Source organism: Paenibacillus sp. GCM10012306, assembly GCF_042649265.1.
Lineage (GTDB): Bacteria > Bacillota > Bacilli > Paenibacillales > Paenibacillaceae > Paenibacillus_AQ.
Genome location: NZ_JBHRYW010000006.1, coordinates 226,927 through 250,359, shown reverse-complemented (window position 1 = coordinate 250,359; position 23,433 = coordinate 226,927). Strand labels below are relative to the sequence as shown.

The window sequence follows — 23,433 nt, the reverse complement described above, 5'->3', positions numbered from 1 at the left end:
TAAGCTGCCATTTATCATCGATAGCCTATATCCTCTACGGCCTCTATAACCTCTATAGCCTCAATAACCTCTATAACCTCTACAGCATCTAGTTCCGCCACTTCATAAACTTATAGTCTAGCAGATCAACCAAGAGGAACAACACGAAGCCGACGAGGCTGAACAGCATAATGCCTGCGTACATTTCCGGGTAATCCAGCCTTAGCCAGGCATCCATGATGAAGAAGCCCATGCCATGGTCCGTACCATAGATTTCGGTGAAGAACAGGACAGAGATGGCTGTTCCAAGAGAAATACGGATCGTGCTGAGGATTACAGACAATGCGCCGGGTAGCGTGACATTCCAGAATTTCTGCGCAGAGCCTGCGCCGAGACTTGTCAGCACATCATACGTATTATCAGGGATAGATTTCACGCCGTCCCGCACGGAGATAATAATCTGGAAGAGCAGGATTAGCATGATCATCAGAATCTTGGAGGTCTCGCCAAGTCCGAAGAACAGCATCACCACCGGAAGCAAGGCAATTTTCGGCACCGGATAAGTCAGGTACACCACTGAGTCAAGCAGCTTGTTCCAAGTGGCCGAGCGCCCCATTAACAGACCAATCATTAGGCCGATGAGTAACGCCAGCAGTACCCCCGCAAAAATCCGCATCAAACTGTAGCCTACATTCAGCGCAAGATCCCGTCCTCCGAGTTCGCCCATGGCCTTATAGACTGCCAGCGGACTCGGCAGAATCGGGTGATTCATGAGCAAATAAGCGATATACCAGACCACATTCATACAGAAGAATACCAATAGTAACCTTAACACATGATGGAGCCGCCGTTTTTTCACCATTTCTCCTGCATTACCTTTCTGATTCTCTTCATCTGTTCAAAAAACTCGTCACTGTCTCGCTTGTCTCCGTGCTTCATATCGAACACCATCTCATTATCCATGATTACCGGCGAGTCCTGCTTGCTGGATGGCATAACGATGACCTTCTGACCCAGCAGAATCGCTTCCTCCACATCATGTGTCACGAACAGCGCCGTAGCCGGATGCGCCAGCCAATTCTCCAGGAACAATTCCTGCAGCGCTTCACGCGTAATGGCATCCAGAGCCGAGAATGGCTCATCCAGCAAAAGAATCGTCGGCAAAATAGCAAACGCACGCGCAATCGCCACCCGTTGCTGCTGCCCTCCGCTGAGCGACAGCGGGTAACGTTCTGCCAGCTCAGCGATCCCCATGGCGGTCAGCCAGCGGGTGATCTGCGTTACCTGATCTTGCTTACTCTCCGCGGATCGATGGGCGATCTTCATCGCCACTCTAATGTTAGCCTGCACTGTCTTCCAAGGCAGCAGACCATAATTCTGTGGTACAAGTCCAACTAGTGTATCTTTATCGCGCAGTGATTTTCCATTGAACAGCAGCTCGCCCTGGTAGGATGGCAAGAGGCCAGCAATGGCACGCAGCAGCGTGGATTTTCCACTTCCGGAAGGCCCAATGACCGTATAAATACCATGCTCCGGCAAGTTAAAACTCACACGTCCCAGTGCCAGCTGTCCGCTTTTATATTCAACCTCCAGGTCTTTTACGCACAGCCCGCTATTTTTTAAACTGGACATCCGAGATCACTTCTTCAGGCTTAATATCCTTAGTCAGCAGACCTTTTTCGCGTGCCCAAGCAAATGCAGCTTCAACCTCTTTCACATCCACCTGATGAGCCGGAACATAAGCGGGAACCTTAATCTCGTTCTTCAATGTGTCCGGGTAGCCTACTTCTTTGATCACAAGATCAATATAATCACCTTGGTCATGTGTTTTCATATACTCTACTGCATCGTCATAAGCGGCATACATCGACCGGATCGCTTCTGGCTTGGCATCAATTGCACTTTGCGGGAAAGCCAGCACGAATGGATTCACATTCGCCTGAATGGTGGAGCTTAGTACACGCAGACCTGCGGCTTTTCCCATCGTGACAAACGGCTCTGGTAAAATAGCTGCATCAGCCTTGTTATTTTTGAGTAGCTCCAGACGAGTTGGAATTTGCGGTACCTCAGTCACCTTGATATCGTCTTCAGTCAGACCCGCCTGCTTCAGGATCGTCGCCACCGTGTACTGTGTGGAAGTATTTTTGGACAAAATCACCGTTTTGCCCTTCAGATCCTTTACGTCCTTGATCTCGTCGTTCCCGGTTAGCAAGTCAAATTCGCCGAATGTGGTGCTGGTGATCTTCACACCGAGACCTGCTTCATTGTAGATGGAGATCGCGACCAGATCGGCGCTGAGCCCGTCCACTTTACCTGCTTGAAAAGCTACATCGCGATCCTTGGCGCTCTTGAACGTCTGAATATTCAGGTTCACGCCGCGCTTCTGGTCAAAGCCCTGCTCATGAGCAATAATGAACGGAATAGCATCGATCGAAGGCAGAAGTCCCAGCGATAACTCAGGCGTCTCTGCCGGTGTATCCTTAGCTGTATTAGCAGCCGTACCTGCAGCGTTATTCGTAGCGCTATTGTTGGCCTTATTACCGCACGCCACGCCTACTATACTGATTGTTAGCACCAGTGCTAGCAGCATTGTCATTTTTTTCACAGCAGCTCTATTCTTCATCGTTTGTTCCATCTCCCATGTGTTTTCTATGTAACTCAGTTACAGCCGTATCCGGCTCTCTCACTTCCCCCAGCACTTGCCAAATGCTCCATACGCCCCGCATAAAGGAACAAGGCTTCCTCCTTTCCGTTTGAAATCTTATTATCTAGCAGCTTGCACAGCCGCAGTCAAAACTTTGCACTTTTATTCACAAACCAGCTTGTGAATTCCCTTTATGTCAATCCGGCAGTCTCAAACAATGCCCATTTTACACCTATTGTTGTATTTTGTATATTTATAAATTTAAATAGTTCCAGAACCCGTGCCACATCCAACCGCAAGAAAATAACCTCCCCGCCGTTGGGCAAAGGAAGGCTAGAGTGGATGACTAACGTGTTGTCGCTGTCATAAGCTTGACCACAGGTCAGGTTAAAGACCCTCTAGGACAAGGTCGGGAAAATGGGCTTCCACTGTAGGATGATTCACAACATCAACAAGGTCGAGCTCCAATACCGCTGCAATCCGTTCGCTCGCCTGTACACCAAATGGCGCACTGTATTTGCGGTCATAGATCCATTCATTCATCGTCCGCACTACCTGCAGTCCCTTCTCCCGGCCCAATAATACGAAATTCTGCACAAGACAAGCTACGGCGGCAAAATCCTCATTCTGCTTATTAAGATCGCTATCTTCAGGCATCACTATGACAAGATAAGCAGCGGCCTTACCCTGCCTTGGCATAAGTTCTCTATATCCTTCCTCGGCAAAAATAAAACGCCATGGCTCACGGAGCCCATCATTAGGCGCCCAGACCGCATGGTTCAGCAGCTCCAGTACAAGTTCCTGCGGAACAGGCTGTCGCGTAGTTGCTTGTTCCTGGACAAGATCCTTATCCTGCGCTGTCGTCCATTTTTTCTCCGCAGATGTACGTGCCCGCCCTCTTGGCGACTTGTCAAAATATCCGATATGGAAAATCCCCACGAACTTCTCCTGCTCGGTGATACCAATCCCCTTAAAGAACGCATCGGTCTGGATCATCGGCTCAGTATCCCAGACCATGCCAAGTCCACGCTCCCAGGCCAAGAGTTGGAAGTTCTGCAGGACCGCGCAAGCTTCTGCATAAATAGATTCACTTTTACTACGCTGCGGGTCCTTATCGCATATCACGATCAGATGGGCAGGGATGTCGGTGAACTTCTTTTTATACATCTCCACCAGTTTACCGGGAATGAGCCTCCCTAGTCGGCTCTGCGTCACTTGTTCCGTCAAATAACCAGCCAGACGCTGCCTTGCTTCCATTGAGCCTGCATACAGATAGCGCCCAGGTAATGATTCGTTACCTACAGAACCACTCAGCGCTACCGCCGAGTTCAATAATTCAGCCACTAGTTGCTTCGATACGGGGGTATGATTATACTTTCGAACACTTCTTCGTCCTCTGATTAATGCTTCCAGCTCCATAATCCTCCACCTCACCGTTGGATGATGTTATTTGCGTAATCATTCATTCTTCTCTGGAAACAATGCCGAACCTGAATCCATCGCTTTTTCACACTTCATTGCTGAAAACAATTTGCGGAGAACTGCGAATATTGTTTACCAGTGAACAATATATCATTAATGATAATGATTATCAATATCATATTCTAATACAACAACACAACAAGAAACCTTCTCTCACCCGGGTGGGTAAAAGAAGGCTTAAACGCGTCACTTTCGACAGCACGGTAGCTATATTTTCAGCTCCCCAAGCTTAATCAGCTCGACAACCGCTTGCGAACGGCCTTTTACGTTTAATTTTTGCATGACATTAGAGATGTGGTTTCTCACGGTTTTTTCGCTGATAAACAACAGGCCAGCGATGTCGCGCGTAGTTTTGTCCTGAACAAGAAGTTCAAAAACTTCGCGCTCGCGATGCGTTAAAAGAAATTTGCTGTGATGTTCGTTCCCTTTCAATGGTGTCACCCCTCCTTGCTCGGGTTTGTTTGGTATAACAAGGTAAAGGGATACAGTCAAACCATACTATGTATGGGAGATGTTAATGGTGACGTAGCCGCTCTAAAATAGGCGATAGCGGATACAGCAAAAAAACTTGCTGCATGACATGCACGCATGCAATACACAAACGGCGAAATAAAAGACCGCCAAATCGGAATTTGCTTCCGGTTCGTGCGGCCCTGCGTGACCATCTTTATTTATAGTGAATCAATTTCATAATGCGGATTTCAATCCGAATAGATGCAATATCTAGTTATACCAAAACCATGTACAACTAGATATCGATGATTAGACGCTCACGTATGGATTTATGAAATTGATTCAGTGTGTATCTATATCTCTGGGAATAAGAAATTAATGAAACATTATCGTCTTGATCCGCGCTTCTTCTTCATAGGTGAGCGGACTTGGTGATTGTGGGTTGTGCATATGGAGACGGGTTGTAAACTCGATACTCTGGTAATCTTCTTGCCCCGAAGGCATCCCCGGCTGCCAAAATTCAAACACCCATTTTGTAAGCTCCTTCAGTCCTGTCAGCATATCCATCATCCTCCTTAGGCGATGAAATCAACGATACTTCGTATTTTTGTTTACGCTTTCATTATAGCATAGAATGGTGTTTAAAAGTATGATGTCCACTGGATAGACACAAAAAATATTGATAAAATCCTTTGATAATAAGGATTTGTTTATCAACGGAAGATGTATGTCTCCCTGTCAGAGACACACGTTAAACTGCCGGGAATAAAGCCTAGGAATAGCCTCATGAACTCAAATGATTGGATGATCTACTACAATAATCTGGTCGTAAATGGCTCCATACTTTGCAGTAGTTCGCCAAAATAATCTCATCAAAACAACCAGTGCAGAAGCTTGAAGCTCGCACGTGGGAGTTAACGGACCGTATCGTCGTTATTTGCACATCAAACCGTCCCAGGAACATGAAGTGGACTCAGGGGGCGTTATTTCCTCCCAGACAGCGGATTTTGAACAGGATTTCTGCTCATCTCCAATGTCATGCAAAAACTAAACATAAACGGCCAATTGCAAGCGGTTGTCGAGTTGATTAAGCTTGGGGGCTGAAAATATAGCTACCGTGCTGTCAAAAATGACGCGTCTAAGCCTCCTTTCACCCACCCGGGTGAGAGGAGGCTTTTTGTAGTGTTTTACACGAAGTCTAAACATTAACCTTACCGGTTCGTCACGCCCTTGCGGTCACGCCGATTTAGTCCGGTAATCTGTTGCAACCTCAGTGTAAAATATGAAATGCATATCAGAGCAAGCCTTTTATTTCGAGGGAGACAAAATCATGTGGTAGAATAAGATCACAACAATCCACTTCAGGAGGCTTTCTTGCGGATGGCCAATATTAAAGAAATCGCCCGAATTTCCGGAGTGTCCGTAACCACCGTCTCACGTGTGCTTAACAATCATCCCTATGTCAGTGAGGACAAACGGAATGCAGTCTTGAATACCATAGAACAGTTGAATTATCGCCGGAATATGAACGCTGTGCATCTGATTACCGGACGCACCAAATCAGTCGCGGTAATCATGCCGCTGATCCGCATCTATTATTTCTCCATCATTATGGAAGGTTTGGCCCAGGAAGCGCTGCTGGCGCAATATAGGCTCGTGCTGTGCCAGACCAACTACCGTCCTGAAGAAGAGCTTAAGGTGCTGGAGATGCTGCGCAACAAGGAAATCGATGGTGTGGTTATTGTATCCACCTCCCTGAAACCAGAAGTAATCGAGGAATATACTAAATATGGCCCTATCGTCACTTGTCAGAATAGCGGGGAACGCCGCTTCTCCTCGGTCTATATCGAGCATTACGCCGCCTTCCGCCACGGCCTGCAATACTTGGCCGATAAAGGCTACCGTACTATTGGCTACTGTGACGGGAGAAAACATGGCTCCTCCTCCTCCATCCGTCAGTCCGCTTTCCGGGACTTTCATCAGGAGACCGGTCTTCCGCTGCATGAAGAATGGATGATATTTGATTGCCTGAACGAAGAGCATGGCGCAGCATTGCTGCATCGTCTAATCGCGATGGAAGAACGGCCGGAATCCATCATCGTCTCCGGAGATCATGTCGCAACCGCCCTGATGATAGAAGCTGCAAAACAGGGCATTCGAATTCCTGAGGACCTCGCAGTGATCGGCTTTGATAACCAGCCCATCGGCAAGTTAATGGGATTGACTACTATTGATAACAAATTGTTCGAGATGGGCGCGGCTGCTTTTCAGACGATCCATGGGCAGATTCATGGGGATGGCGGAAGCCAGCCCATCCACCGCAAGCTGGATTATGAACTTATAGAGCGCTCCTCCGTGTGAAGTAGTAATAATTAGCACAGTACGGGGTTAAATCCAGAAATTCCTCTGTTCAAAATAATAGGCGGGCACCTACTGGTGTCCGCCTTATTTATGCTGTAATGCAAAACAATGAGAAATATCACATTTTATATTGACAGTCCAAGTACACAGACTTATGATGGTTCCAGTATTATTGATAACGATTATCATTCACGCATATATATAAAAGGGGTGTCTCATTTGAAATTCAGTTATGCTGTGCCCGCAGGCCTGCTTGCGGCCTCTATTCTGTTCACCGGCTGTGCAAGTAATAATAGCAATGGAAACACGGCCAAATCAGCAAATGGAACGGGTGGCAACGCCGCAACCGCTGCTCCTGCAGCGACTACGGGCGCTTCCAATACGTCTGCGACGGCAGACTTTACATCGGCCATCGAGCAATATCGTACGTTTGTCATCGAACAGTGTGATCTGTTCGTTAAAGGCACCGAGGAGTTCACCAACGCCGTGAAAGCTGGCCAGATTGAAGAGGCCAAGAAGCTCTATGCACCGACACGGATGTATTATGAACGGATTGAGCCGATTGCTGAAGCGCTAGGGGATTTGGATCCACATATTGACGCCCGTGAGAATGATGTTGACCCTGCAGAATGGCGCGGCTTCCATAAGCTGGAGAAGGCCCTTTGGGAGGATAAAACAACAGCAGGATTCGAGGAGACCGCAGACCAACTGCTGAAGGATGCCCAACTGCTACGAGCCAAAGTAGAGACTGTAGAGATTGATGCCAATCTGCTTGTTACAGGTGCCGTTGAACTATTGAACGAAGTCTCTTCCTCTAAGGTGACCGGTGAGGAAGAACGTTACTCCCATACTGACCTGTACGATTTTGTCGCCAATGTAGAGGGTGCACAGAAAATATATGAACTGCTCAAACCGGAGCTCGCCAAAAAAGATGCGTCGCTTGAGCAAACGATCGGTGAACGCTTTGCAGCGCTGCATGCAGAGCTGGAACCATTCAAATCCGGTGACGGTTATGTCTCTTATCTGGAACTGAAGGAAGATGAAGTTCGCAAATTAAGCCAAAACCTCGATGCGCTCGCAGAGCCACTATCTAATATGGGGACCATCCTGGGAGTGTGATCATCATGAACAAACATAACAAGGAGCAATCCACCCCAACAACAAATTCAGAGCCTGGCCAGAAACTGCTGGATACAAAAGTAAGCCGCCGCGATATGCTGCGGCTTACTGGCGCCACCGGGCTAGGCCTGCTGCTAGGCGGCGGTGCCATGGGGAGTCTGCTTTCGGCAGGAGAGAAAACTGCCAAAGCCCCCGCCACTCCTGTGCAGAGCGATTCCACTATCCCTTTCTATGCCAACCACCAGGCTGGCATTCTTACACCTGCACAAAACTTCCTGTACTTCGCAGCCTTCGATCTGACGACGACCAAACTCTCCGACGTGAAAAAGCTGCTGCAGGAATGGACCATCGCTGCGGCTGATCTAACCACAGGACGCTTGGTCGGCAATACCAATGACAACCCCAATTTGCCGCCTTCCGATACAGGCGAGGCTGACGGTTTGACCCCTTCCCGCTGCACGCTTACCTTTGGCGTGGGACCGTCCTTCTTCGACGAGCGCTTCGGGCTGGCCGGCCAGCGGCCTTCTACGCTGACCGATCTCCCCCCTTTCGTGGGCGACAATCTTGATCCCGCGTGGTGCGGCGGTGATCTCTGCGTGCAAGCCTGCGCGGATGACTTGCAGGTGGCGTTCCACGCCATCCGCAATCTGGCGCGGGTTGCCCGCGGGACTGCCGTGCTGCGCTGGACCCAAGAAGGGTTCCAGCGGACAAGCGAGGCCGATCCCAAGAATGGAACACCGCGCAATCTGCTCGGCTTCAAGGACGGCACGGGGAATCCCGATGTAACCGATGAAGCCGAGATGAACAAGGTCGTCTGGCTGGGCAGCGGCGATGGCCCAGCCTGGATGAACGGTGGCACCTATATGGCGGTTCGCCGGGTCCGGTTCCGCATCGAAGTATGGGACCGCTCATCCTTGAGCGACCAGGAAGCGACCTTCGGACGGCACCGCCATAGCGGTGCTCCCCTTGGTGCCCGGGACGAATTTGACAAGCTGGATCTGAAGGCAGCGGATGCATCAGGCAAGCCGCTGATTCCAGCCAATTCCCATTCTGCCCTGGCACATGGCGATGGCACAGTCAAAATGCTGCGCCGCTCCTACTCCTATTCCGGCGGACTGAACGCCAAGACCGGCCAGCTTGATGCCGGCCTGTTATTCATCAGCTTCCAGCGGGATCTCGTCAAACAGTTCGTGACGATTCAACAACGCCTGTCACGCAATGATCGCCTGAATGAATACATGGTCCATATCGGCAGCGCGGTCTTCGCCTGCTTCCCTGGCGTCCGCGAAGGCGGCTTTATCGGAGACACGCTGCTCGGCTGAGCGAATGGCTTGAAGTTGTGGCGAAGCTACGAACCCCCGACTACACGAGCCACATTCGGGATAGTTCCATTAAAATAAGCACACTTCATTTGCAGAAATATTTGAGTCTATATCAAATGCCTTATTTGCCTTCTATTTATATGCCTTCTTACTTGAAAGGGGATTATCCCGATGTTCTCTCTTGTTCTTCATCCATGGCGGGCGCTTAAGGCAACCGCCATGTTGGCCTTGATCTGTGTGCTGCTGACCCTCCCGGCAGCAACAGGCTTCGCGGCGGAAGGCAGCGCCCGGCACGATGAGCTGCTGCCGCCCGTCGGCAGCGCGCTCGTCGAAGCCGGGCAGAGCCGCTGGAGCGACGCCGCCGCCGATGTGGAGACGTTCGCGGCGCTGTGGCGCACCGCGAACGCAGGCACGCCGGACGAAGCCCTCGCCGGTCCGGCAGCCGCTGTAGACGCCGCGCTGGCCGAAGCGGCGTCCACGCTTAAGGCGGGCGGCGGTGAGCCCGCCAAGAGCGCACTGTCCACGCTCGCCAGAGCCGTGGACGCGTATGTGACCGCCGCGAGTGATAGCGGCGGTGACTCCGCTGCCGCCGGGCGAAGCGCGGCGGAGAAGCTGCTGCCCGCGGCGAAAGCTGCGCGGGATGCGGCGCAGAGCGCCGACTGGGCCGCCGCGGAGAAGGCCTACAGCGCTATAACAAGCGGCTGGAAGCCGGTAGAACGCTCTATCCGCAAGGACAATCCCGCCGTCTACGGCATGCTGGAGACGAAGATGAGCATGCTGCGAATCGCGCTGCAGGCAGAGCCTCGGCGGGAAGAATCAGCCCGCAGCGAAGCCAAGGCACTGTACCAGTTGCTCGCTGATTACATCCAGGGCAAAGCCATTGCGGCACCGAACAGCACCGGCGAAGATATCTCTATTGAAGGGCTGATTGCCTATCTCAAACAGGCCTCGGCCGCAGCTACCGATGGAGACAGTGCCAAGGCCGCAGAGGTCATGGAGCAGTTCATTACCGTCTGGCCAATGGCCGAGGGTCAGGTGCGGATTGCTTCACCTAAGGTCTACACCAGTATCGAAAATGAAAGTGCAGCTGTAACGGGATATTTGCTCTCCAACCCGCCGAAGCTGGAACGGGCACTGAGCACTCTGGAACAGATGACGGCCGAGTTGACTCCGCTGGCGGGAGAAGCCCACTACACAGCCTGGGACGCCGCGCTTATTCTGCTTCGTGAAGGGCTGGAGGCTATTCTCGTGCTATCCGCTCTGCTCGCTTATGTGAAGCGGGGCAATCAACCTGGTGCCCAAAAGTGGATCTGGTCCGGAGCCGCTGCCGGTCTTGCCGGAAGTGCTGTCATGGCCGTGCTGCTCTCCTATGTCATTTCCAAAGCGGCTGCCGGGAGCACCCGCGAAATGATCGAGGGCGTAACCGGGCTTGTAGCTGTGGTCATGATGCTGACCATTGGACGATGGCTGCACAGTAAATCGAATACGGCCTCCTGGAATAACTATGTAGGTAGACAGGTAGATGGCGCGCTGGCCAAGGGCAATCTATGGTCCCTGTTCTTTGTCTCGTTGCTGGCTATTCTGCGAGAGGGCGCGGAGACCACGATCTTTTATGTCGGGATGGCCCCTGCAATCAAAACCTCTTCACTGCTGATCGGAATCGGAAGCGCACTGCTAATCCTGATCATTTTGGGTTATTCCATCATTGCCCTGAGTGCGAAACTGCCGATCGGAGCCTTTTTCAAAACAGCTACCGTGCTTATCTATTATCTGGTGTTCCGTTTTCTTGGCGAAAGCATTCATTCTCTTCAGGTGGCCGGAAAGATCCCCTCGCATGTGCTGGAAGGCTTTCCTTCCATTCAATGGCTGGGCTTGTACCCGACTTGGGAGACACTGCTGCCCCAGTTGATCGTGCTGCTGTTTATTCTGTGGGAAATGCTGCGTCGCAGACCTGACAAAACCTCGTCTCATACCGCAGCCTAACCGACTGAACACAGCTTAATTTATAGTCATCAACCCGTATCGCCAATGTTGCGAGCGGGTTTTTGTTATTTCCACACTTTATTCATAAAGATACTCTTGCAACGCTAATCGATTTGTTTTATCCTAAACATGAAAATAATTTTCTATATATATTAACTAATTGTAAAAATAATTTTAAAACCATGATTTACGAATGGAGGTGGGCCATGTCCCCAATTCTTCATGCCCTGGAGCATGAGATGACCAAGCTGTCGCAAATGGAACGCAAGCTCGCAGAGCGGATTCTTGCTTCTCCCTCCGAGATTGTCCATATGGGCATTACGGAACTGGCTGAACAATGTGGTGTTAGCCCCGCGACAGTTACCCGTTTCTGCAAGGTATTTCATTTCAAGGGCTTTCCGGACTTTAAAGTAAACCTGGCAGCGGAGATTGCCGGCAGCGACCAAGGCCAGCAGGAAGGCGGCTCTTCCTATCAGGATATTGTCGCTGGCAACCCGCTCTCCACCATTGTTGAAGCGATGCAGAGTAATCATCTAGCTTCAATCCGTGATACCACTTCGTTGCTTAATATAGAGCGACTGGAGGCGGCTGTAGAGCTGCTGTGCCGCGCCCGCCGTGTTGATCTGTACGGGATGGCTACTTCCTCCATCGTGGCGCAAGACTTCTATCAGAAGCTCATTCGCATCGGTGTGAACTGCACAGCCTTCGCAGACTCCCATATGCAGATTACTTCTGCCTCTTCGCTCGGCAAAGGCGATGTGGCCTTTGCGGTCTCCTACTCCGGGGAAACTCCAGAAACGATTGACGCCTTGAGCTGCGCCGGAGCGGGTGGAGCCAGCACTATTGCCTTGACTTCTTATGGCAGCAGCACACTGGCTACACTGGCCGATATCCCGCTCTTCTCCTCCTCGCTGGAGAAGGGAATGCGGCGGGGCGATATGGCTTCACGCATTGCACAACTGCATATCATTGATATTTTGTTTACCGGAATGGTCAGTACGCGATTTACAGATTATATTCCCAAGCTGGAGCAATCTTATGTGAATGTCCAACATTACCGTCATAATCGAGGAGGTCAATCCTAATGAATATTTTAAAGTTTCAAAGTGAAGAGGATTTCGTACAAACCGGTGCCAACCTGATTGCAAGTCTGCTGCAAAGTAACCCTAAAGCCGTGCTCGGCTTGGCTACCGGAAGCTCGCCAGTAGGTGTATACGCCCGCCTTGTAGACATGCACAATAAGGGTCTGGTCAGCTTCGCCAAGGCATCCTCTTATAATCTTGACGAATATGTAGGTTTGCCTACGGACCACCCGCAGAGCTATCGCAGCTTTATGAACGAGCATTTATTCAATCACATTGACATTGATCTCTCCCGGACACATGTACCGGATGGCAATGCTTCGGATCTCAGCGCAGAATGTGCCGCCTATGACCGGATGCTGGAAGAGAATGGCCCGGTGGACCTGCAAATTCTCGGCATTGGGAGTAACGGCCACATCGGCTTCAACGAACCGGATGCCAACCTGAGCAGCGGCACCCATGTGGTGGACCTGCTGGAAGGTACACGGGAAGCTAATGCCCGCTTCTTCGACAAGCTGGAGGATGTGCCCCGTCAGGCGGTAACGATGGGAATCGGCGGTATCCTGAAAGCCAAGCAGATCGTCCTCCTGGTCCGTGGCGAGGAAAAAGCCGAGGCGATCCGCAATGCGATTGAAGGCCCGATCACCACGCAATGCCCGGCCTCCTTGCTGCAAAGTCACCCGAACGTAGTCGTGCTGCTGGATGAAGGTGCAGGAAAATGGCTGAAATAACGATACCACAAGGCGAATTATTGTATGGAAAAGTGCTGACTCCGGACGGTCTGATTCCACAAGGCGTTCTCGCGATCTCTGGTGAACGAATTCTCTACGCTGGTGAAGCTCGTGAGTTGCCGGTATCCTATGCCAACTGGAGTGCAAGTCAGCATGACGATGGTTTGTTCCTTCCCGGCTTTGTCGATGTTCACGTTCATGGCGGAGCAGGATATGATTTTATGTACAGTGATAAAGCCTCCATTGACGCCATTACGAAGTTCCACAGTACCCAGGGAACAACGACTATGCTGGCTACCACAATGACGGCCGCCAAAGCTGATATCGACCGTGTTCTGGAAGAAGTACATGTCTACCGTTCCAAGGAAATGCCTTATGCGCAGTTGGCGGGAGTGCATCTGGAAGGCCCGTTTATTAGCCACAAATGGCCGGGTGCCCAGAATCCGGAGCATATTGTTCCGGCAAATATTGGCTGGCTCGAAGAATGGGAAAATACTTATCCTGGAATGATCCGTCAGGTCACACTGGCACCAGAGCGCGAAGGTGCGCTTGAAGCCATCCGCTGGCTCCGCAAACATGAGATCACAGCCGCTCTCGGTCATACCGACGCAACCTATGAAGAAGTCATCGCTGCCGCGGACGCCGGCTTGAATCAGGCCGTGCATACGTTCAATGCAATGACGCCGCTTCATCATCGTAAGCCGGGAACGGTGGGAGCGGTATTATCCGACAAGCGTATACGCGGAGAGATCATTGCCGACGGGATTCATGTTCATCCCGCTATGGTGGCCCTGCTGTCTCAGCTGAAGAGTGACGGCAATCTCTTGCTGATCACAGATGCCATGTCGGCGACTGGTCTCAGTGATGGAGAATATAAAATCGGGGATTTGCCAGTTACCGTTCAAGATGGCATCGCCACTCTCCGTGATAACCCCGGTGCTCTAGCCGGAAGCACGCTCACAATGATTCGCGGCTTTCAATTTCTGATTCAGCAAGCCGGAATCAGTCTGGAAGAAGCCTCCCGTGCAGCCAGTCTTACCCCGGCGGTATCGCTGGGCCTCGAACAGAAAATCGGTTCGCTTGAAGCCGGTAAGCAGGCGGATATCCTGCTGATCGACGACAAGCTTCAATTGCAAGAAGTATGGATTCGCGGCCGCAAGCAGCAGCGGTAAAGTTAAATAACAAAAAGCAGCAGTCCTACGCTTCGGCGGACAGGGCTGCTGCTTTTTTTATGCCGATCAGGTTAGAAATTACGATTAATCCGGGAATTCTCCAGACATACTAACCAGAGTTAGTAACTGCGGGTCGGGAAAATGCGCTCTACCATTGTACGAAACTCATCCGCAAAACCCTTCAGCGGGTGTCCGGCGCGCGCTTCTTCAGCGTATACGTTAAAGCGCTCCACGAAATCCGGATTGGCAGATACATATACGTTATCAACATTCGGCGAGGTCTTTTTGACCTCGGCAGCAATTTTATCCTTGATCGCCTGAGTCACATTATCTGTTTCAAGCTTTGTGTTTCTGGCAGGTGTTGTTGTATTAGTTGTGCCAAGACTGGTTATTCCACGGTTATTGTAAGACCCTGTACCCGTGCTTCTCGTTCCATAACTATGGTTCGGATATACACCTGCACCTGTCCCACCAACGCCAGCCATGTTGCGTCCTGTGCCAAGTGCACCGTTACCGGTACCTGTTATTCCACGACCCGGGTGATAAGTGCCTTTTGCACCCAGTCCAGGACTGTAGGCACTCCCACCCAGACCTGTGCTGCTGGAACCATACATTCCACCGTCAGTATTGACATGGGTTCTGCCATTCGTTATTCCATTCCCCAATCCATGTGGTGTGGATGAAGAGCGCGTTCCGTAATGGCCTGTGCTGCTGGAACCGTAGATGCCACCATCAGTATAGCCATGGGTTCTACCATTCGTTATTCCATTCCCCAGTCCATGTGTTGTGGAGCGTGTCCCGTAATGCCCTGTTCCCAAAGCATTCGGATGGGTAGTCGAACGGTTGAGGGTTACAGCGACATACGCTGACTTGCCAGCAAGCATAACATTGGCGGAACGGACTTCAGGCAGAGAGGCCACACGGTCAGCCAGCTTCTGACTCATTTCCATTTTGTCAAAATTACGGATTTGGTTCCCTCCACGCACCGAATTCACAGTAAGTCGTCCATCATGTACTCCCCGGACACTTTTCGTATGAACCGTGTTTCCTGCCGTGTTGTTGGCACCACACCCGGTAAGGCTGACCATACCGAGCAGCAATGCGGCGGAAACGGACATGCTGATTTTGGATCGCAACATGAATTCATCCTCCATCTCTAAATGTAATGGGTGTCCAATGTAACAATCGTTAGGATGGCTTGAATTCGGTCAAGCTATGCTGAAAGGATTTGGCACTACAGGCTTTCACCGTCACCTGCCAAGGAACAGCCGCGTATCTTATAAACAGTAGCTTATGTTTTCGAGAAGGGTCCGGCGTTACCGTTGCAAAATAGTCAGGAGGGGTGAGCGTTGAAGGTTTTATTTACGTTTTATGTACCCAGCGGAGGGGTCGAAACGCTGAACAAGCTGAGATGCGAGAGCTTGCAGCGGAGCGGGATTGAATGCCATCTGCTGTATCTCATGCCGGGTTCCGGCGGGGATAACGGAGCAGCCTTTCCGACATTTATCGGTTCCACGGATGAAGAAATCGCCAATGTTATCAGATCCAATTATTATGATGCCATTATCGTCACTTCAGACTTTTCCCTCTTGGAACGGCTCCGCATGCTCGGTTATAGAGGCATCCTCATCTATGAGGCACAGGGATTGGGAAAACGTAAGGAAGCAGAGGAAATGATTCGAGTCGCTGTTCCTTATTTACAGTCCTTCTGCAATGCGATTCTGATTCCACCCACAGATCATTTGATGGAGCTATTCATGCAAATTTGTCCATGGATGAAACGTTTTGTCATATCTAACCTGGTCGATGTGAACACCTTCAGGCATATTCCGAATGATCCACCGATCGATCCGGTTATTGCCTGGGTCGGTCGGCTGGAGAGCAATAAGAATTGGCGCGAATATCTGGAGATCGCCTATCGCCTCCGGAGCCACAAGCCGAATCTGCACCTCTGGATGTTCCATGATCCCACCCTGGCCGGAGCGGGAGAACAAGAAAAATTTGACGTAATGCTTCAGCTGCTGGGATTGCAAGACCGGCTTAACGTATTTACCAACATCCCAAACGGGATCATGCCGGTGTACTATTCCTCCATTGTCAATTCAGGGGGCTTCCTCTTGTCCACATCGGTTACCGAAGGCTTCGGTTATGCCGTTGCTGAAGCCGTCTGCTGTACTTGCCCTGTGCTCAGTACGGATTCGGATGGTGTCCGTTCTTTTATCGTGCATAACCAGACCGGGAAGTTCTACCCACTGGGTGATGTCGACACCGCGGTCACCGAAGCGCTTGAGCTAATGGATAATAAGAAGCTGCGAAGCCGCATCCGCAAGCAGGGCAGAGACCATATGGTCGCCAGCTTCGGTTCAGGACAATACAGCCAGTCCTTTCGCGAGATGCTGAACTCCTTCTCCATTTATTAATCCTTGGAGGTGGCGCGAATCACCTATGTCCACTTAAAGAACCCTCAATCCACTGAGGTGGCATTGAAGGTTCTTTTTGCATCCCTATGGCAAAGGATTGCTCTCCGTTACTGTGAGAGGATCTCCAGAAGCTCACGCTGTAATATTTCGGCACTCTGCTGCCAGGTAAAGCGCTGTGAATCCTGTTCACCTTTAAGCGCAAGTTTTGCAAGCAACTCCGGATCCTGAATCAGCCTCAGAACATCCTCTGCCAACTTATTCTCATAACGATACGACATGAGACAGTTCTCACCAGGGCTGCAATATTCCATGTTCCCACCTGCATAGGTGGTTACGAGCGCCGCCCCACAGCGCATTGCCTCCAGTCCCGGTAGCGAGCCTGCATCATGAGTGCTTGCACTGACAAAAATATCACTCTCATTATAATGGTAGCAGAGCTCTACATCATTCGCGGGTGTACGAATCTGATAGTTGGGATCATGCAAAAATTCTTGCAGCATCGCTGACTCGGCAAACTCACGTGGCGGGATAATTAGGTAGATATCTACCTCGGGATGGCATTCCTTCACCCTGTTCAACTGGCGGATCAGATAAGCCTGCTCGCGGTGGTCAGAGAATCCCCCTTCCGGCTTGCGCAAGATCGTCGAAACAATAAGCCGTCTTCCTTCCTCTCTGTGGAGTTTCATATTATAGAAGTCGGGGTTCACACCAATGGGTACAATCCGGCCCTTGATGCCATGAACCAGTTGCACCAAACTTTGTTGCCAATTGGACAGAACGAAGAGATTGCGCGTCACGTTGTAAGAGGCGAAAGACACATTATTATCCGGCAAAAAAGTCGGCTCATAGCAGAGCGTCAGACGGGTGTGAATGCCTTTGCCTGCTTCGCTGGCCTGCTGGGACACTGCCACGGTGCTGTAATAGTTGGAAATAATAACATCACTGAAGGGAAAATCGGCAGCACTGATGCCCACCGGACCCGCGGAATAAATAATTTTGCAATTCATAGGGTATTCCACAATCCCGTTCCGGGGCATCAGAATCGTCACATCATGACCGAACCCAGCCAGACGGTTGGCAAGTTCAGCCAGCATCCGTTGCGCCCCACCCTTGGACAAAGTCAGAATTGGAAACGTCAGTTTCATTTACTGTCCTCCTTCCGCAGCAAACGCAAAATCTGCATGCGATACTTGGCCTGTAGCCGTTTGATTTCCCGACGTTGTGGCTCACTGTGAACTACAGAACCCATGGCCTCATGAACCCTGTAGTTGAGCAGTGGCGTTTCAATGAAAGACAATTCATAATAGGGCAGCAGACGGAGCCATAACTCATAATCATGGGTATACAAATACGCCTCATTGAACAGCCCCAGCTTACGGAAAATATCCATATCCATCAGCACGCTACTGCCATTCACAGTACAGCCATTCATCATCGTCTCCAGCAATTGCTTTCTGTTGACAAACGGGATATTCACCGCTTCTGACAGCCTCTCCCCCCGTTCATTGATGCAATAATAAGCCGTATGGTTAAAGGACAGGCCGGAGCTTTGCAGCATTTCCAGCTGTCTTCCGATTTTGTCAGGGTGAAAAACATCATCGGCACTGAGCCAGGCAAAAAAACCTCCCGTTGCTGCTTTAATGCCCTGATTCAGAGCCGATGCTGTGCCCCCGTTTTCCTTGCGGATATATAAAATACTACCCATATAAGGCGCAAGCTTCTCGACATGGATGGTAGAGCCATCGTCAACGACAATGATCTCGATATCGGTATAGCTCTGAGCCAGAACGCTGTCCAGCGCCTGATCTACATAAGGACAATTGTAAAAAGGAATGACTACCGACACCCTGGATTTTTTATTCATCTGCTCACCTCCTTTGCCTTAAAAGCCCGGCCTCCGTGGTATCTTTGCCGTACTTTAAAGGACCCGCGCAGGCGGAGGCGCTGCGCGGGACATTTAGTTCTTCAGGATTCCCTACTGCAATATCCTGTCCTTGTCTCTTTATTAGCCTCCCATAGAGGCGATCAGGTCACGAAGCGGAGCTTGATAACGGTCGATAGTTACAGCCACTTCGGCCAAAATAGCATTGTAATGCTTCAATGTGCCCATGCCTTCATGCTGACGGTAAGCGGTCAGAGACTGGTTCAGCAGTACTGGAGGATAACCATTCAATATGGCCCGGAACCACAAGTCATAGTCATGAGTGTAGGGTAGCGATTCATTGAAGTAACCAATGGCTCCAAAAAGTTCTCTCTTAATCATGATCGTACAGCCGTTCACGGGATTGCCCTGAAGGAAGCAGCGGAGATAGGCAAGATGATCAGGAAACACCGCTGCCGCATTCAGCTTGATCAATTGGGACTGTCCGTTAATATAATTGAAATTGGTATAAGAGATCAGCAAGTTGTTCTGTTCCATGTACAGTACCTGATTTCTGATTTTGTCATGATAGAACAGGTCATCTGAGCTAAGCCAGACGATATAATCACCTGTAGCTTGCAAAATACCATGATTCAGTGCAGAGGCGGTTCCCCCGTTGCCTTTCCCTAAATAATGAATATAAGGGAGATACGGAGTAATCCGCTCCTGATGGATCGTTGAACCATCATCTACCAGAATGATCTCATAAGGCTGCCACGATTGTGACAATGCGCTTTGCAGCGCCTGTTCAATGTATGGACAATTGTAAAAAGGGATGATCACTGATACTTTCGGATTATTCATACTAACCCTCCTTCCCCGCCGGTTCGATAATAGGCCAGAATATCAGTGAGCGAGGTCTCCAGATCAATCTCCGGTTGCCAACCTAATGTATCTACATTCATTTCCGGTGTTTCCTTATGGTCCGGGATAGCTGCTCTAGAATCCTCTCTTTGCGCCCGATTCATCACGCTCTGCTCCAATGATTCACCGGCTTCCGGCCCCCAGTCCAGCGGCACTTCTACTGCTGAGCGGCTGAGCAGATACTGTGCAATCTCGCCCAAGGAACGCTGCCGTCCGGAATCTATCTTATATACTGTCCCTGTCTCTCCTTTATTCAAAATTACGCTGTAGGCTCTGACCGCATCACGAACATCCAGAAAGTCACGGAGATCAAACCGGGAAGAAAGCTTGAATAGAGGCGGTTCCCCTCCTGCTTCCAGAGTGACTATATAACGGGCCAATAATGAGCAAAACCCGGTGGAGGGACCGGGGCCAATCAGGTTACAGGGCTCAGCCATAAGCACCGGTTGCCGGAACAGGGTTCCCCAGGCCAGTGATGCCAGTTCCTCCAGTGTTTTGCTGAGACTGTAGGGATGCGGCGGTCCCGCTGCAGTGCCCGCCTTGAACTTGAGACGCGATCCTGCCACCAAAATCCGGCTTTGTGGCAGGCTCCGCAAAGCTTCCAACAGATAGAGGGTTGCCATTACATTGCTCTCTATATATAGCAGTGGGTCACGCCAGGATTCCGGCACGGAATTTTTACCTGCGAGATGCAAAACCTCTTCCGGTGCAACCGTCTGGATCATTTCGTGTACGGCTTTCCTGTCGCTCAAATCGCAATAATACACATGTACGCCTTCCGGAAATATTGGGGCAACTCCCCCTAATCCCCCTCCATTCCCCGAATGGCGCAGCACAGCTGTGACTTGTGACCCGGCTGCCGCGAAGCTGCTAACCGCATGGCGTCCAGTAAATCCCCCTGCTCCGGTGATAAGCAGTCTACGCCCGGTCATAGGGTCGCTTCTGGCGGATACATCCACTTCGCCAGCTCCGCCAGCATCACTGAATACGTTGGGAAATCCCAACTGAAATCGAGTCTTGTGCTTTGCAGTGTACGATCCTGCACGTACATATCTTCAAGAATAATCTCCACATCCCGCTTGTCAAAAGCTGTACGAATCTGCTGCAGCAGTTGATATTTGCTTACCGGCTGGGGATGGGCAAGATGGATGAGACCGGAAACAGTGGACTCCAACAAAGAATCTATAGCTTTAGCCAGCTCCAAGGTGGTCACACCGTTCCACATCACCCGGCTGTAGCCCGAGACCTGGCCGGACTGAGCCAGGAACCACTCCAGCAGGCCGATCCCTCCAGAGCGAATTTCGGGTCCTATAATAGAAGTGCGAATGGTCAAATGCCCCGGTTCCCGTACCTCACCAAGACTTTTAGTAATCGCGTATACGGAGGTTCCATCCGGAGTATCGTCCTCAGCATAACCGCCGCGTGTTCCTTCGAACACGCAGTCGGTACTAATATGAATCAGCCGTGCATGAACCTCATCCGCTATACGCCGCAGGCGGTGCGGCAGAAACCCATTCACATGATAAGCTCCAATCTTGTCACGCTCTGCAAACTGGTTGAGTACCCCCATGGCATTGATAATGCAATGGGGGGAGACGATATCAACCAGATTTTCTACCCCGGCAATATCGTCGGCGTCTACATAAAGCCCGCTGAGATCTTTTTTATCCCGGGTTGTATAGAACACACTATGCTTGCCCTGACGGCGAAAATAATTCACGAGCATATGCCCCGCCATACCGTTTCCACCGAGAATGAGCAGCTTCATTGCAGAAAACCTCCCCGGATCAGAATATCCTTGATCTCATCACGGTACATCAGATTGGTCTCGGAACTGAAGCTGTTGAAGGAGACATGTGGGTAGCGGCTGTAGTGCTCTTTCAGTTCTGGCATATCCAGCGTCGGCAGAATTACCAGATACTGCTCGTCATAAACTACTGTTGTCATACTTTCAAAATCACTCATGAGGATTTCATGGATTTTCTCACCAGGACGAATACCCGTTTCAACGATGCTAACATCCTCTTTCCCGGAAGCCTCGATCAGCACCTCAGCCAGATCGACGATCCGGCAAGTCGGCATGGTCATAACAAAGATTTCACCGCCGACACTGACCTCCGAGGCTTTGAACAGCAATGTAATCGCATCGCGCAGGGTCAGGAAGAAGCGCGTCATGGCCATATCTGTAATGCGCACCTGCCCTTTGTCCTTGATCTGCTTCATGAACAGATGCACGACACTGCCGTTCGTGCCAAGCACGTTGCCACCGCGTACCGTTACGAACCGGGTGTTTGAACCAAGCAGATTGGCGTATACGATCAGCTTCTCCCCGATCGCCTTTGTCATTCCGTAGAAGTTAGACGGGTTGGCTGCTTTATCCGTAGAGATATAGATGACTTTCTCCACATGATTTGTAATCGCCGACTCTATCACATTCTGTGTGCCGACCACATTGGTCTTCAGGGCTTCATAGGGTTGGTCCTCACAGACCGGAACATGCTTCAATGCTGCCAGGTGATATACATAGTCGATCCCCCGGCAAGCCGCAGTAAGGGCCTCCTTGTCGCGGATATCGCCAATGATGAAGCTGAGACGTTCATCCTCGAATTCACGACTCATCGCTACCTGGGCAGATTCGCTGCGAGAGAATACTATGATTTCGCGCGGATGTTGCGGCAGCAACTGCCGGATCAGTTCATGCCCCCAGGAACCAGTACCGCCTGTGACCAGAATCCGTTTATTATTGAACATGCAGGTTCCCTCCAAGCAAAAATTTGACTACTTTGGCCGAGACATCCGGGGTTTTATAGCCTTCCGGTGCCTCCCATTCCCGGTGAAGCGAGGTCATCAGCTTGACGCAGCGCAGAATGCTGTCCCGATTCACCCCGGACACTACATTGCTTCCGCAATCCACCGTCTCCGGGCGTTCAGTGGTTTTGCGAATGGTTACGGTCGGTACCCCCATCAGGCAGCATTCCTCCTGAACCGTGCCGCTGTCGCTGATCGCACACAGCGCATGCCGTTCTAAATGGACAAAGTCAAAAAATCCGAAAGGTTCATGAAATTCAACCAGCGGGTGCATGGATAGCGAGAGCTGCTCTGTAAGCCGGGAGCGTGTGCGGGGATGGATGCTGCAAATCAGGCGAATTCCAAAATGCTCGGCAACCTCATTCAAACCAGACATGATTTGTTCAAGTGAATGGGGATCGTCAACATTCTCAGCCCGGTGAGCCGTGATCAGAAAATACTGACCCGGTGTAAGGCCTAACCGGTCCAGAATATCACTCCCCCCAATCTGAGCTTCATAATGTGTCATCACTTCATGGATCGGATTACCGGTCAGCACGATTCGGTTCGTGGGGAAACCTTCACTGACAAGATGTCTTTTGCTCTGCTGTGTATATGGCATGTTAATGGTGGAAACCGCGTCGATGATACGGCGGTTCTTCTCTTCAGGTACATTCAAATCGTAACAACGGTTTCCCGCCTCCATATGCACCACCGGAATTCCCATGCGCTCAGCCAGAATCGCGCACAGCGCGCTGTTGGTATCCCCCAGCAGCAGAATGCGGTCCGGCTGTTCCTTTCGCAGAATGGGCTCCAGTCCGCCGAACATCGCAGCCATTTGTCCACCAAGTCCTGCTTGCTTATCCTGCAGCACATAATCTGGTGACCGCAGCCCGAGTTCTGCAAAGAAGATGCCACTGAGGCTTGAGGTAAAGTTCTGGCCGGTGTGCACCAGCACATGCCGCTCCGCATGCTCGTCGAGCAGCGGAATGATGACGCTGAGACGAATAATTTCGGGCCGTGTGCCCAAGATCGTCATGATCTTCATGAGTTCACTCCCCTGCCTTCTGTATAATTCCGTTCCGGCCGCCAAGAAGCTGCAGCGGCCGGACG

At 50.9% G+C, this 23,433-nt stretch carries 22 protein-coding genes and 1 pseudogene; 9 read left to right on the top strand and 14 right to left on the bottom strand.

The genetic code is table 11. The annotated features are described in order from the left end of the window. Positions 1-88: 88 nt before the first annotated feature. From ACFORK_RS15550 to ACFORK_RS15525, 6 genes are all read right to left on the bottom strand, one after another. The gene (locus ACFORK_RS15550) at positions 89-841 is read right to left on the bottom strand and encodes an ABC transporter permease (protein WP_379200404.1); all 753 of its coding nucleotides are present in this window, start codon (positions 839-841) and stop codon (positions 89-91) included. Further along, a complete protein-coding gene (locus ACFORK_RS15545) occupies positions 835-1,611 on the bottom strand; it encodes an ABC transporter ATP-binding protein (RefSeq protein ID WP_379200402.1) in 777 nt (258 codons plus the stop codon). Before ACFORK_RS15545 ends, ACFORK_RS15550 begins: the two co-directional genes overlap by 7 nt. Continuing rightward, positions 1,592-2,602, bottom strand: a complete 1,011-nt coding sequence (locus ACFORK_RS15540) for an ABC transporter substrate-binding protein (RefSeq protein ID WP_379200400.1) — start codon at positions 2,600-2,602, stop codon at positions 1,592-1,594. Before ACFORK_RS15540 ends, ACFORK_RS15545 begins: the two co-directional genes overlap by 20 nt. Before the next feature lie 408 nt (positions 2,603-3,010). Continuing rightward, a complete protein-coding gene (locus ACFORK_RS15535) occupies positions 3,011-4,042 on the bottom strand; it encodes a nitroreductase family protein (protein WP_379200398.1) in 1,032 nt (343 codons plus the stop codon). A gap of 270 nt (positions 4,043-4,312) precedes the next feature. Then, positions 4,313-4,537 (bottom strand): helix-turn-helix domain-containing protein, encoded by a 225-nt coding sequence (locus ACFORK_RS15530; RefSeq protein ID WP_019908812.1) that lies wholly within the window; start codon positions 4,535-4,537, stop codon positions 4,313-4,315. Positions 4,538-4,933: 396 nt separating this feature from the next. Then, entirely contained in the window at positions 4,934-5,119 is a 186-nt protein-coding gene (locus ACFORK_RS15525; protein ID WP_379200396.1) for a hypothetical protein, read from the bottom strand. Between the two features lie 465 nt (positions 5,120-5,584). Between ACFORK_RS15525 and ACFORK_RS15520 the strand changes: the two are divergent. From ACFORK_RS15520 to nagA, 8 genes and pseudogenes are all read left to right on the top strand, one after another. Continuing rightward, a pseudogene (locus ACFORK_RS15520) lies at positions 5,585-5,662 on the top strand (helix-turn-helix domain-containing protein); the annotation flags it as partial. Between the two features lie 276 nt (positions 5,663-5,938). Further along, the gene (locus ACFORK_RS15515) at positions 5,939-6,919 is read left to right on the top strand and encodes a LacI family DNA-binding transcriptional regulator (protein WP_379200394.1); all 981 of its coding nucleotides are present in this window, start codon (positions 5,939-5,941) and stop codon (positions 6,917-6,919) included. Positions 6,920-7,138: 219 nt separating this feature from the next. After that, positions 7,139-8,038, top strand: coding sequence for an iron uptake system protein EfeO (efeO, locus tag ACFORK_RS15510; RefSeq protein WP_379200392.1), 900 nt, complete (start codon positions 7,139-7,141; stop codon positions 8,036-8,038). 5 nt (positions 8,039-8,043) lie between these two features. Continuing rightward, the gene (gene efeB, locus ACFORK_RS15505) at positions 8,044-9,360 is read left to right on the top strand and encodes an iron uptake transporter deferrochelatase/peroxidase subunit (RefSeq protein ID WP_379200390.1); all 1,317 of its coding nucleotides are present in this window, start codon (positions 8,044-8,046) and stop codon (positions 9,358-9,360) included. A 171-nt stretch (positions 9,361-9,531) separates the two neighbouring features. After that, on the top strand, positions 9,532-11,343 hold the full coding sequence (locus tag ACFORK_RS15500) for an FTR1 family iron permease (RefSeq protein ID WP_379200388.1): 1,812 nt from the start codon (positions 9,532-9,534) through the stop codon (positions 11,341-11,343). Positions 11,344-11,549: 206 nt separating this feature from the next. After that, the gene (locus ACFORK_RS15495; RefSeq protein WP_379200386.1) at positions 11,550-12,428 is read left to right on the top strand and encodes a MurR/RpiR family transcriptional regulator; all 879 of its coding nucleotides are present in this window, start codon (positions 11,550-11,552) and stop codon (positions 12,426-12,428) included. Further along, on the top strand, positions 12,428-13,156 hold the full coding sequence (gene nagB / locus ACFORK_RS15490; protein WP_379200384.1) for a glucosamine-6-phosphate deaminase: 729 nt from the start codon (positions 12,428-12,430) through the stop codon (positions 13,154-13,156). Before ACFORK_RS15495 ends, nagB begins: the two co-directional genes overlap by 1 nt. Continuing rightward, positions 13,144-14,328, top strand: coding sequence for an N-acetylglucosamine-6-phosphate deacetylase (nagA, locus tag ACFORK_RS15485; RefSeq protein ID WP_379200382.1), 1,185 nt, complete (start codon positions 13,144-13,146; stop codon positions 14,326-14,328). The genes nagB and nagA overlap by 13 nt, the downstream gene beginning before the upstream one ends. Positions 14,329-14,447: 119 nt before the next feature. On the opposite strand, the gene ACFORK_RS15480 is transcribed toward nagA, so the two are convergent. Beyond that, a complete protein-coding gene (locus ACFORK_RS15480) occupies positions 14,448-15,467 on the bottom strand; it encodes a YhcN/YlaJ family sporulation lipoprotein (protein WP_379200380.1) in 1,020 nt (339 codons plus the stop codon). Positions 15,468-15,677: 210 nt separating this feature from the next. Here ACFORK_RS15480 and ACFORK_RS15475 point away from each other — a divergent pair, with 210 nt between their 5' ends. Next, the gene (locus tag ACFORK_RS15475) at positions 15,678-16,748 is read left to right on the top strand and encodes a glycosyltransferase family 4 protein (RefSeq protein ID WP_379200378.1); all 1,071 of its coding nucleotides are present in this window, start codon (positions 15,678-15,680) and stop codon (positions 16,746-16,748) included. A gap of 107 nt (positions 16,749-16,855) precedes the next feature. On the opposite strand, the gene ACFORK_RS15470 is transcribed toward ACFORK_RS15475, so the two are convergent. From ACFORK_RS15470 to wecB, 7 genes are all read right to left on the bottom strand, one after another. Next, entirely contained in the window at positions 16,856-17,893 is a 1,038-nt protein-coding gene (locus ACFORK_RS15470) for a glycosyltransferase family 4 protein (RefSeq protein WP_379200376.1), read from the bottom strand. After that, positions 17,890-18,612, bottom strand: coding sequence for a glycosyltransferase family 2 protein (locus ACFORK_RS15465; protein WP_379200374.1), 723 nt, complete (start codon positions 18,610-18,612; stop codon positions 17,890-17,892). Before ACFORK_RS15465 ends, ACFORK_RS15470 begins: the two co-directional genes overlap by 4 nt. Before the next feature lie 141 nt (positions 18,613-18,753). Then, entirely contained in the window at positions 18,754-19,473 is a 720-nt protein-coding gene (locus ACFORK_RS15460; RefSeq protein WP_379200372.1) for a glycosyltransferase, read from the bottom strand. After that, positions 19,470-20,537, bottom strand: coding sequence for an NAD-dependent epimerase/dehydratase family protein (locus ACFORK_RS15455; protein ID WP_379200370.1), 1,068 nt, complete (start codon positions 20,535-20,537; stop codon positions 19,470-19,472). The genes ACFORK_RS15460 and ACFORK_RS15455 overlap by 4 nt, the downstream gene beginning before the upstream one ends. After that, positions 20,462-21,301, bottom strand: coding sequence for a dTDP-4-dehydrorhamnose reductase family protein (locus ACFORK_RS15450; protein WP_379200368.1), 840 nt, complete (start codon positions 21,299-21,301; stop codon positions 20,462-20,464). The genes ACFORK_RS15455 and ACFORK_RS15450 overlap by 76 nt, the downstream gene beginning before the upstream one ends. Further along, positions 21,298-22,284 (bottom strand): polysaccharide biosynthesis protein, encoded by a 987-nt coding sequence (locus ACFORK_RS15445; protein WP_379200366.1) that lies wholly within the window; start codon positions 22,282-22,284, stop codon positions 21,298-21,300. Before ACFORK_RS15445 ends, ACFORK_RS15450 begins: the two co-directional genes overlap by 4 nt. Next, positions 22,274-23,368, bottom strand: coding sequence for a non-hydrolyzing UDP-N-acetylglucosamine 2-epimerase (gene wecB, locus ACFORK_RS15440; RefSeq protein ID WP_379200364.1), 1,095 nt, complete (start codon positions 23,366-23,368; stop codon positions 22,274-22,276). Before wecB ends, ACFORK_RS15445 begins: the two co-directional genes overlap by 11 nt. Positions 23,369-23,433: the final 65 nt, after the last annotated feature.